The sequence below is a fragment of the Paenibacillus sp. M-152 genome (genome assembly GCF_003856555.1).
In the GTDB taxonomy this organism is placed as follows: Bacteria; Bacillota; Bacilli; order Paenibacillales; family Paenibacillaceae; genus Paenibacillus; species Paenibacillus polymyxa_C.
The window spans coordinates 1,917,317-1,928,731 of the sequence record NZ_CP034141.1; the positions used below are offsets into that span (position 1 = coordinate 1,917,317).

Consider the following 11,415-nt stretch of genomic DNA (forward strand, 5'->3'; position numbering starts at 1 on the left):
TAAAAGCAGATGAAATTTCTTTAAAATGTAAACGCAATCATGCTGATTAGAGTAGGAATTCACCATTTTGTAAAAAAATGAAGTTGGAATGAATTTTTTTGAATCTTTTTGAAGAAAAATGATTGTTTTTTGCTAGGTTTGTGGTACGATAAGAACAGTTGGGGGAATGAAGATGCTGACGGAAGAAAGATACAAGTTAATAATACAGCGCTTACAAGAGCGTGGTGTTGTAAAGTTGCAGGAATTGGCTGATCTCTTGGGAGCTTCTGAGTCAACGATTCGGCGTGATTTGATAGATCTTGAAGGCCGTCAGTTGTTAAAGCGGATTCATGGAGGGGCAACCTTGCTGAATCAGAAAAGTCAGGAACCCGGCATGGAAGAAAAAACGTTCAAAAACGTTCAACAAAAAAACGCAGTCGCCCGTATGGCAGCTAAAGAAATTTTGGATGGTGAATGTATCTATCTGGATGCGGGAACAACAACGATGGCGATGATTCCTTACATTGAAGCTAAAGACGTGACGGTCGTGACGAATGGTCTCTCCCACGTAGAAGCACTGGTAAGCAAACGAATTAGAAGCTATCTACTGGGAGGGATGATGAAAATTCATACCAAAGCCGTAATCGGGAGTATTGCCCTACAGAATCTGGACAATTTTCGATTCGACAAGTGCTTTCTGGGAACGAACGGGGTAGATGTTGAGATGGGGTATACAACTCCTGATCCTGAAGAGGCGCTGATCAAGCGGCGCGCCCATCAGCTGTCCGGCAAAACATATGTGTTGGCCGATTCCAGCAAAATTGGAGAAGTAACGTTCGCCAAATTGTTCGATCTCAAGGAAGCTATCCTTATTACTGAATCGGTGCCAGAACGTTCACGCCGATCCATAGCTCAGAAAACTAAGATAATCGAGGGATAACAATGATATATACAGTAACACTAAACCCTTCCATTGATTACATCGTGGAAGTTGACGATTTGAAGCTCGGTGATTTGAACCGGATGAAACGTGATCTAAAACTGCCAGGGGGCAAGGGAATTAATGTATCACGTATTTTGAACCAGCTGGGAGCAGACAGCACGGCGATTGGTTTTCTCGGAGGGTTCACAGGCAGGTTTATCGACGATACATTGCGGGAAGAATCCATTAAAACTGATTTTGTAATGATCGAAGATGATACACGGATCAATATTAAGCTCAAGCATGGTGATGAAACAGAAATTAACGGTTTGGGACCTGTGATTCGTGAGCAAGAGGCCGATGCATTGGTACAAAAGCTGGCGGGTCTCCAGAAAAATGACATTGTCGTCTTGTCGGGAAGTATCCCGCCATCTCTTGGAGGAGACTTCTATGAGCGATTGATTCGCGTGTGTCAGGACACCGGGGCTGAATTCGTCATCGACACCACAGGTGAAGCGCTGATGAAGGCTTTGGTTCATAAGCCGCTGCTCATTAAGCCCAATCATCATGAGCTGGCTGAGTTGTTTGGCGTAACTATTCATTCAGAGGAGGAGATTGTCACTTACGGTCGTAAACTGCTGGAAGCAGGTGCAAAAAATGTACTCATTTCCATGGCAGGAGAAGGGGCTTTGTTCATTACGGCAGATGAAGTGTATCACGCAAATGTACCAGCAGGAACGGTGAAAAATTCTGTAGGCGCAGGTGATTCTATGATTGCTGGATTCGTGGGTACGCTGGCTCTTCAAGGCGATCCGATCGAAGCCTTCCGTGCAGGAGTGGCATCCGGAAGCGCAACTGCGTTCTCCGATGATCTGGCTACAAGAGAGAAAATTGAACAATTACGGCCGCAAGTCACGATTTCAAAACGGTAATCCGGCTGCATCATGAGCTTATTATGCGTGTGTCTACGCGCTGATCGAACTTAGGAGAGTGTGAACAATGAGAATAACAGACCTGATGATTAAAGAAACGATGATCATGGACCTGCAGGCGACGACAAAGGACGGGGCGATTGAGGAACTCATCGCCAGTCTCGAAGCAAGTGGACGTATTAATGACCGTGCCTTGTTTAAAGAAATGATTTACAAACGCGAAGCCGAATCCAGCACTGGAATCGGTGGCGGCATTGCGATGCCGCATGCGAAGACGAAAGCCGTGAATGAAGCGACCGTTGTTTTTGCCAAAAGCAGTAAAGGCGTAGAATTCGAATCGCTGGACGGTGAGCCAGCGAAGGTATTCTTTATGATTGCAGCTCCGGAGGGAGCAGCAAATACGCATCTTCGCACACTGGCTGCTCTTTCGCGGTTGCTCATTGATACTGATTTCATCGACAAGCTGATGAATACACAAACACCGGATGAAGTAACAGAGTTGTTTGATACCAAGCAGGCGGAAGAAGAAGCTGCCAAAAAAGCAAAAGAGGCCAAGAAAGAGGCAGCCAAAGCACAGCAAACACCGGAGGTAATCGTTGGCAACCCGGATTCTGACGAGTTTGTCGTTGCGGTGACCGCTTGTCCTACAGGCATTGCGCACACGTTTATGGCTGAAGACGCTCTCATTAAGAAAGCGAAAGAGATGGGTGTCAATATCCGGGTAGAAACGAACGGCTCGGAAGGCGCACAAAACGTACTGACAGCGGATGAAATTCGTCGTGCCAAAGGTGTCATTGTTGCGGCTGACAAGAAGGTCGAAATGGCCAGATTTGACGGTAAGCCTGTATTGCAAAGACCGGTAAGTGACGGTATCCGTAAATCCGAAGAATTGATTCGCAAAGCGCTAAACGGCGATGCGCCAATTTACCGTAGTGAAGGTAAAGGCAGCGCTGAAGAGTCAAAAGCCGAGAAGACCAGCGTGGGCAGTAAAATTTACAAGGATTTAATGAACGGTATTTCTCATATGTTGCCATTCGTTGTCGGCGGGGGGATCTTGTTAGCGATTTCCTTCTTGATCGAACAAGTGGCCGGAGAAGATAATGTACTTTTCCAACTGCTGCAAACGATTGGCGGGGGAACAGGTGCGTTCCACTTCCTGATTCCGATACTGGCCGGATTTATCGCAATGAGCATTGGAGACCGCCCGGCACTGATGCCAGGTATGGTCGGTGGTCTGATGGCTGTAAACTCCAATGCAGGGTTCCTTGGCGGTCTGGCAGCTGGTTTCATGGCCGGTTATGTAGTTATCTTCCTGCGTAAAGCTTTGGCAGGTCTGCCGAAAGCTCTGGATGGTTTAAAACCAATCTTGTTATACCCTGTATTTGGACTCCTAATTTCAGGCGCGATTATGTTCTACCTGTTCGATCCGATTTTCGGTGGTATTAATACGTGGCTTGTCAATGTTCTGAACAATTTGGGAACAGGTAATGCGGTTATTTTGGGTCTGATTCTGGGCGGAATGATGTCGATCGACATGGGTGGACCTTTCAACAAAGCAGCTTACGCATTTTCGATTGGTGTCTTCACTTCCAGCGGTAACACAAACGGGGCTATGATGGCAGCTGTTATGGCAGGCGGTATGGTACCTCCACTGGCGATTGCACTAGCTTCGACGTTCTTCAAAAATAAGTTTACCGAGCAAGAGCGCAAATCTGGCTTGACGAACTATGTACTTGGATTGTCCTTCATTACGGAAGGAGCCATTCCATTCGCAGCTGCTGATCCTCTGCGTGTCCTGACCTCTTGTATTGTAGGTTCAGCGATTGCTGGTGGTCTGACGCAATTCTGGCAAATCAATCTTCCAGCTCCACATGGCGGGATTTTTGTAGCAGCTCTTGCCAACCATGCTTTGCTGTTCTTGCTTGCAGTGGCGATTGGCTCCGTGATTTCCGCGCTCATTCTGGGACTGTGGAAAAAACCAGTTGAAACGAAATAACGAGTATCACCAGAGTATAAAATAAAAGAGGAACCGAACTCCTCTTGGCCTTATCATAGCAAAACCGCTAAACACTCGTATAACGATGTGTTTAGCGGTTTTTTTATAGGATTTCAATATTTTCAGCTCCAACGGGTGTCATTCCCCATTGCTCTTTAACCAACTGCATAAACAGCCTTCGGGCCGAAGTCAGGTATTGTGGATGCTGATTGTTTTGTAACAGTCCAATGGGGATATTCGGGTCTGTTAACTGGAAAGGGATGGTGACCAGTTCCTCCGGCAAAGGCATTGACGACAGAACCACTCCAACCGAAGGGATCGTACTTACGAATGAGGGGATAGACGAGATTTGACTGACGGTATAAAAAAATGGCATCGACCGGAAGCGAGAAAGCTCTTTCTCCAGCCGTATATGGTACAAGCAGTTCTTCCCTCCGACGATAAGCGGGTACTCATACAGATCTTCGAGCTGAAGCCCATTTTTTGCCGCGAAGGGATGACTGCGGGACACGATAAAAGCAATTTGTTCGTGATATAAAGGTTCAAAATGTAAGGATGGTACCGAGTGAGGTTCCCCGGAAATTGCAAAATCCAGTGTGCCGTCTACCAAAGCTTTTGAGAGCGTATCCGTGTTTCCCACTGTAAAATGGCACGTAATATTCGGTTTATGCTTCCGAAATTGTCGTAGAATCAAAGGCAGTACGGTAGTAGCCACAGTTTCAATCACACCGATATGGAGCGTGCCAATCTCTTCTTTTTTCAGCGACTTCGCCTGGTCCATTACAAAATTCCAATGCTGAATAAGTTCGTCAATCTCTTCGGCATATATTTTTCCTGAGGCGGTTAATTCTGCATCCCAGCCTCTTTTAAAAAGCTGAAATCCCAGCTCTTTCTCCAGCCTTTGGATTTGGTTCGTGACTGTAGACTGCGCGTAGTTTAATTTGGCGGCAGCTTTCGAGAAGGTTCCTTCTTCAATAATAGTACGAAACGTAGTTAACTCTTTCAGATCCATACAAACTCATCTCCATCGATAAAGTTGAATATATTTATTATTATTTTCAATTATACAGATGAAGATAAGGAGAGTACAATCATCTTATCCCAACGGATAGGAGAGAATGAATATGCCCTTTGTACGAGTAGGCTATACGGAGCAACAATACACAGAGCAGGAGCTGCCTGGCATTAGCCGCTGTATCATGAATGCTTTGATTGAACATTTTCAGGTCCCGCCCAAAGATTATTTTCAGGTTTTTCATGTTCATAAGCAGAGCGAGTTTTATTATAGTCCCGATTATTTGAATGTACCCAGAACAGACAAGCTGCTGTACATCCAAATTACAATGGGATCGGGTAGAACTACGGAACAAAAAAAGAGTTTTTACCAAACGTTAGCCGAACTCCTATCTATTGAATGCAAGATTAGATCAGAGGATGTATTTGTGACGCTGGTAGAGACTGAATTAGAGGATTGGTCCTTTGGCAACGGACTTGCCCAAATGATCTTATGAAGCATAAATTAATCAGATCGAGTGTTCGGGAAACGATAGGTGATTTTGCACCCGCTTTTGTAAGCTATACGGAGGATGTTCTTTTTGGAGATGTATGGAGAAGAAGTGAGTTGTCTCTTAGGGAACGGAGTTTTATTACAGTTGCCGCTCTGGTAGCGGGTGAGCATGTGAATCAACTTCCTTATCATCTGAATCTGGCCAAGGAGAACGGGATTTCGGAGGAAGAATTGATTGAGGTCATTACACAGCTAGCCTTTTACGTAGGTTGGCCGCGGGCGGCCTCAGCAGTTCAGGTTGCCAAAGACGTATTTTGCAAAGAAAAAGAACGTTAAGCATGAACTTAAATTACCGCTGATCACAAGGATTTCGAGTGTTTGGCGGTTTTTTGGTATGATTGTATTGTTATTCTGCTTTGAAAGCGGTATAGTAAGAGTAATTAAATGAGGGGTGAAGTGCCCTTCGGGATTGTTACTGGTAAGCAGGCGATACCCAAATAATGACTAATGGACTTAGTCGTTATTTGGTTTTTTTTGTTATTACAAACTTTGTCATTACATCAATGAGGTGAGCAGCTAGATGATCATCCGGCAAATATTTAACAACAATGTCATTCGGGCCGAAAATCAGGTAGGTCATGAGTTTGTTGTCATAGGGAACGGTCTGGGTTTTAAAAAGAAAAATGGTCAAAGGGTCGATGAAGAAAAAATAGAAAAAACCTTTGTATTAAAGTCCGATAAAATTCCGCAAAAATTAATTGATCTCATTGGAGAAACATCTGTAGACTATCTAAAAGTGGCGGATGAAATTGTAGGGAGCGCCAAAAAAGAAATGGGAGATATTTTTAGTGATAATATCTATATTTCGTTGATTGACCATATTCAATTTGCCATCTCTCGATACAGAAAATCCGTGGGGCTTAAAAATTCACTGTTATGGCAGATCAAAAAATTTTACAAAAAAGAATTTATGATAGGTATGAATGCATTGGACATCATTCATGCTCAATTTGGCATTCAAATGGATGAGCATGAAGCAAGCTTTATTGCCATGCATTTTGTCAATGCAAGACAAGACGGTCAGGGCATGAAACAAACGGTTGAGATTACGGAGGTCATTGATGACATTTTCAATATTGTAACCGATTACTATCAGATTACACTGGATGAAACCTCATTTAATTATTCGCGGTTTATTACTCATTTGCAGTACTTTGCCCAACGCTTGTTGAGTAATGAACAAGAGCAATTAGCCTCAGGGGATAACTTCTTGTATGACCAAGTCAAAGATAAATACGAGAGGGCTTTTCAGTGTACCCAATTAATTAATCAGTACTTGGAATTAAAGCATGAAAGTGCGATGTCGATTGATGAAAAAGTGTATTTGACGATTCATATACAGCGTGTAACCTCCAGAAACGATATGGCTGATTCTTAGAAAAAAAGCTTGCAAACGATTACGGAGTGATTTATAGTAGGCTCACAACTTAAATTTAAGGATTGTTACTGATAAGCAGGCGATACCTAAATGAATGGCAGTGATCATTTTCTTTGATCATGTAGGCCTTTCGTTTAGGTATTTTTTTGTATTCAGGCAATCTGCCCAAGAGGAGAATGAACATGGACCATAAGAAAATGGGCGAGGATATCGTACGTCTCGTTGGAGGAGAAGAAAATATCAATGGGCTTGTCCATTGTGCTACACGGCTCCGATTTGGCCTGAAGGATTCACGAAAAGCCGAAAGAGAAGCGCTTGAGAAGCACGAGGGAGTCATTACTGTTGTTGAAAGCGGAGGACAATTTCAAGTCGTGATTGGCAGCCATGTTGCCTATGTATACACAGAGATTATGAAAAACAGGGATTTTGGGTCAGACACCTCTACGGCCAAAGAATCCAGCGGAAAGAAGACATCGGTCATATCCACAATCTTCGAAGTCATTTCCGGCAGTTTCTCCCCATTGATTCCGGCGATGGCAGGCTCGGGGATGCTGAAAGCCCTCTTGACAGTTTTGACCTTGCTCGGCTGGATGTCTGAAACAAGTGATACCTATCTGATCCTGTCTGCTGCCGGGAATGCTGTCTTTTACTTCTTGCCGATTTTACTGGGGATTACGCTCGGTATAAAGCTGAAAGCGAATCCTTATGTAGCTGGTGTGATCGGTGCGGCTCTTCTGGAACCCAACTTTACGGGGTTGATGGACAAAGGCTCTGATGTATCGTTTTTAGGAATACCGGTGGTCATGATGAACTACTCAGCGAGTGTTTTCCCGATTTTCATATCTATCAGCATCTATGCGTTGGTCGACAAGTTTTTGAAGAAGATCATTCTTAAGGATTTGCAGCTGTTTTTAGTTCCGATGCTGGCTTTAATGATTATGGTTCCGCTATCTGCCATCGCATTTGGACCGTTCGGTACAACGGTGGGAGAGTGGATTTCTTCGGGTGTGACATGGTTAATCGGTGTAAGCGGCATCTTGTCAGGGATTGTGCTTGGCGGTTTTATGACCTTTATGGTTGTCTTTGGACTTCACTGGGGCTTTACCCCGATCACGATTCAAAATATCGGTGTTGGCGGTGATCCGATTGAGGCGATGGCGGCTGCGGCTGTATTTGCTCAAATTGGTGTCGCATTCGGTATCTTCTTGAAGGCGAAAAAAGATAAAACACTTAGAACCCTTGCGGGTTCCACGAGTATTACAGGCTTGCTGGCGGGTGTAACAGAGCCGATTGTGTATGGTCTGGTACTTCGCTTTAAACGAGTCATTCCGATTGTCATTATCGCAGGGGCGATAGGCGGTGCCATCAATGGACACTTTGGAGTGAAAATGACAGCTTATGTGTTTCACAACATTTTTGCGATTCCGGTATATACGCCTACCTTGGTTTACGTGATTGCCATTGCATGTTCGTTCACAGCAGCTACGGTGCTGACTCTTATTTTTGGCTATGAAAGTAAGGTGAAGGGGGAGAGTGCGGCAACAGTTGAGTCTGTTAAGACGGAAGAACCCCAGCACGTTGCTACAGCAACCAAGGCTGTTGACATCAAGAAAGAAATGATATACAGCCCGATCACAGGCAAGACTACACCACTGAGCCAAGTGAATGATTCGGCATTTTCTACAGGGGCAATGGGAAAAGGCTTAGCCATTGAACCGTCTGTCGGTGAGGTCGTAGCGCCCATAGATGGAGTTGTAACGTCGCTGTTCCCTACAGGACATGCCATCGGCTTGACTTCCAAGGCGGGTACGGAGATATTAATTCATATTGGAATTAACACCGTCGCGCTGAAAGGGAAGCATTTTAATCCGGTCGTTCAAGAGGGAGATATCGTAAAACAAGGGGACTTGTTAATCCAATTTGACAGAGAGCAGATTATAAAAGCAGGGTACGAAATCGTAACCCCTGTCATCGTCACCCTGACGAAACATAAAGTGGACGTATTTGAGACCAATCAGGAGCAGGTTCAGAAAAATGAAGTATTGCTAACTTTGGTTGTGTGATACAGGAAAGTCTACCACCACATTCATGAATTGCAAAATCACAAGGATATAACGATAACTGGAGGGACTATAGCATGAAACATAATCAATTGAAGGCATTTCCTGAAAATTTTTTCTGGGGAGGTTCAACTTCCGCTTATCAAGTAGAGGGTGCATGGGACGAAGATGGAAAAGGCCCCTCTGTCATTGACATGGCTAACCACGTTGAAGGAGTTACTGATTTTAAGGTAACCAGTGATCATTACCATATGTTCAAAGAGGACGTAGCTCTGATGGCTGAAATGGGCTTTAAGGCGTATCGCTTCTCGATCGCTTGGACACGCATCTATCCACAAGGCGCCGGCGAAGTCAATCCGAAGGGAATTGCATTTTACAGCTCATTGATTGACGAATTAATTAAATATGGTATTGAACCGATCGTTACCATGTATCATTTTGATCTGCCCTATGCGCTTGAACAACAAGGCGGATGGTCCAAGAGGGAAACGATTGATGCCTTCGAGCAGTACGCCAAAACATTGTTTGAGAACTTTGGGGACAGAGTGAAATACTGGCTAACTATTAACGAGCAGAACATGCTGATTCTCCATCCCGGTTCTATTGGCACATTAGATACAAGTTTGGAAAATCCGCAAAAGGTACTGTATCAACAAAATCACCATATGTTAGTTGCGCAGGCGAAGGCGATGGTATTGTGCCACGAGATGCTGCCTGACGCGAAAATTGGACCAGCACCGAATATTGGGGTCATTTATCCAGCCAGTTCCAAACCGGAAGATACGCTGGCGGCTGACAACTATGCAGCTATTCGCAACTGGCTTTACCTGGATATGGCTGTATTTGGTCGCTACAACCACATTGCCTGGAGCTATTTGGTCGAGAAGGGTTATGAGCCTGTTATTGAAGAAGGGGATATGGATATATTAGCGAAAGGAAATCCAGATTTTATCGCCTTTAACTATTACACCTCCCAAACCGTAGGGGAAAGTTTGGATGATGGAAATGATTTTTCACATACAGGCGATCAGCACGAAATTGTGGGTGAACCTGGAGCATATCGAGGTTCTGTGAACCCCAACCTGCAAAAGACAGAGTTTGGTTGGGAGATTGATCCGGTTGGTTTTAGAAGTACATTACGTCAAATATATTCTCGCTACCACTTGCCTTTGATCGTGACAGAGAACGGCCTGGGCGCTTTTGACAAGCTCGAAGAAGGGGATGTAGTGAATGACCCTTATCGTATTGACTTTTTCAAGAAGCATATCGAGCAGATTCAATTGGCTATTACAGACGGCGTAGACGTATTCGGCTTCTGTCCGTGGTCTGCGATTGACCTTGTGAGTACCCATCAGGGCTCCAGTAAGCGTTACGGATTCATCTATGTGGATCGTGAGGAATTTGATCTCAAAGATCTGCGCCGCATTCGTAAACAAAGCTTCTACTGGTATCAAAAGCTGATCGCTACAAACGGTGAAATTCGTTAATTAATGTAGCAGTGAAAAGCACCTCCTTGAAATGGATGTTACCATTTTGAGGAGGTGTTTCTATTCCCTTTTCCAGGAGGGTGATCATGTATTATATAATAGAAGAAACAATAAACGGAAAGGACATCATGCATTGACCTTACAACAATTAAAATATGTCATCGAGGTTGCCAATCGTGGCTCCATGAATGAGGCGGCGAAGCGGTTGTTCATCTCCCAGCCCAGTCTGTCTAACGCGATTCGCGATCTGGAGGAAGAAATTCATATCACCATTTTTGAGCGTACTAATAAAGGAATTTCTTTATCCAAGGAAGGCGTGGAATTTCTAGGTTATGCGCGTCAGGTCGTTGAGCAGGCGGAGCTGCTGGAAAGTCGCTATTTGGATGCCAAGCCTTCACCACAGCATTTTGCTGTGTCTACGCAGCATTATGCTTTTGCAGTGAATGCATTTGTAAATCTGGTGAATCAATATGGACAGGATGAATATGAGCTTGCTTTGCGGGAGACCAAAACCCATGAAATCATACAGGATGTCAAAAGCCTACGCAGTGAGATCGGAATCCTGTATTTGAACGAATTTAACGCCAAGGTCATCAACAAGCTGCTAAAGGATGCAAATCTGCAATTCAACAGCCTGTTTACGGCTAAGCCGCATATATTTATCAGTGCCAATAACCCGCTATCCCGGCAGTCTATCGTGACCATTGACCAACTTCATCTTTACCCATATCTGTCCTTTGAACAAGGGGAGTACAATTCCTTTCACTTTTCCGAGGAGATTCTGAGTACATTGTCGCACCCCAAAAGCATTCGCGTCAATGACCGGGCCACCCTTTTTAATCTGCTCATTGGCTTGAACGGCTATACCATTTCTACCGGAGTGATTAGTGCGGATCTGAACGGTAACGAAATTATTTCCGTCCCCCTGGAGTGTGATGAGTCTATTAATGTGGGATGGATTTGCCATAAAAACGTCGCGCTCTCCAAGCTGGCCACAGTTTATGTAGAAGCGTTGCATGAGGCAATAGGGGAATAAAAAAGTTTGATATAGCCTTAGGCTATAACTAGCTATAGTTTATTGGAGTTACCTTATA

General features: G+C 44.4%; 10 protein-coding genes. 9 read left to right on the forward strand and 1 reads right to left on the reverse strand.

Annotation, left to right across the window (positions count from 1 at the left end; translation table 11 throughout):
* The first annotated feature begins 172 nt into the window (after window positions 1-172).
* The 3 genes from EGM68_RS08715 to EGM68_RS08725 all read left to right on the forward strand — a co-directional run bounded on the left by EGM68_RS08715 (window position 173) and on the right by EGM68_RS08725 (window position 3,829).
* On the forward strand, window positions 173-919 hold the full coding sequence (locus EGM68_RS08715; protein ID WP_013370378.1) for a DeoR/GlpR family DNA-binding transcription regulator: 747 nt from the start codon (window positions 173-175) through the stop codon (window positions 917-919).
* A 2-nt stretch (window positions 920-921) separates the two neighbouring features.
* Complete coding sequence (gene pfkB, locus EGM68_RS08720; protein WP_040101700.1) at window positions 922-1,833, forward strand: 1-phosphofructokinase; 912 nt, start codon at window positions 922-924, stop codon at window positions 1,831-1,833.
* 67 nt (window positions 1,834-1,900) lie between these two features.
* Window positions 1,901-3,829 carry a PTS fructose transporter subunit IIABC gene (locus tag EGM68_RS08725; RefSeq protein ID WP_129549014.1) on the forward strand — a complete coding sequence of 643 codons (1,929 nt, stop codon included), beginning with the start codon at window positions 1,901-1,903 and terminating at the stop codon, window positions 3,827-3,829.
* A gap of 103 nt (window positions 3,830-3,932) precedes the next feature.
* On the opposite strand, the gene EGM68_RS08730 is transcribed toward EGM68_RS08725, so the two are convergent.
* Window positions 3,933-4,841, reverse strand: a complete 909-nt coding sequence (locus tag EGM68_RS08730; RefSeq protein ID WP_129549015.1) for a LysR family transcriptional regulator — start codon at window positions 4,839-4,841, stop codon at window positions 3,933-3,935.
* 112 nt (window positions 4,842-4,953) lie between these two features.
* Here EGM68_RS08730 and EGM68_RS08735 point away from each other — a divergent pair, with 112 nt between their 5' ends.
* The 6 genes from EGM68_RS08735 to EGM68_RS08760 all read left to right on the forward strand — a co-directional run bounded on the left by EGM68_RS08735 (window position 4,954) and on the right by EGM68_RS08760 (window position 11,357).
* Entirely contained in the window at window positions 4,954-5,340 is a 387-nt protein-coding gene (locus EGM68_RS08735; protein ID WP_025676278.1) for a tautomerase family protein, read from the forward strand.
* Entirely contained in the window at window positions 5,337-5,672 is a 336-nt protein-coding gene (locus tag EGM68_RS08740; RefSeq protein WP_025676279.1) for a carboxymuconolactone decarboxylase family protein, read from the forward strand. Before EGM68_RS08735 ends, EGM68_RS08740 begins: the two co-directional genes overlap by 4 nt.
* A gap of 244 nt (window positions 5,673-5,916) precedes the next feature.
* A complete protein-coding gene (gene licT / locus EGM68_RS08745) occupies window positions 5,917-6,774 on the forward strand; it encodes a BglG family transcription antiterminator LicT (protein WP_129549016.1) in 858 nt (285 codons plus the stop codon).
* Between the two features lie 182 nt (window positions 6,775-6,956).
* Window positions 6,957-8,837: a beta-glucoside-specific PTS transporter subunit IIABC gene (locus tag EGM68_RS08750; RefSeq protein ID WP_129549017.1), complete on the forward strand. Its 1,881-nt coding sequence runs from the start codon at window positions 6,957-6,959 to the stop codon at window positions 8,835-8,837.
* A 74-nt stretch (window positions 8,838-8,911) separates the two neighbouring features.
* Window positions 8,912-10,321 (forward strand): glycoside hydrolase family 1 protein, encoded by a 1,410-nt coding sequence (locus EGM68_RS08755; RefSeq protein ID WP_129549018.1) that lies wholly within the window; start codon window positions 8,912-8,914, stop codon window positions 10,319-10,321.
* 133 nt (window positions 10,322-10,454) lie between these two features.
* Window positions 10,455-11,357 (forward strand): LysR family transcriptional regulator, encoded by a 903-nt coding sequence (locus tag EGM68_RS08760; protein WP_129549019.1) that lies wholly within the window; start codon window positions 10,455-10,457, stop codon window positions 11,355-11,357.
* Window positions 11,358-11,415: the final 58 nt, after the last annotated feature.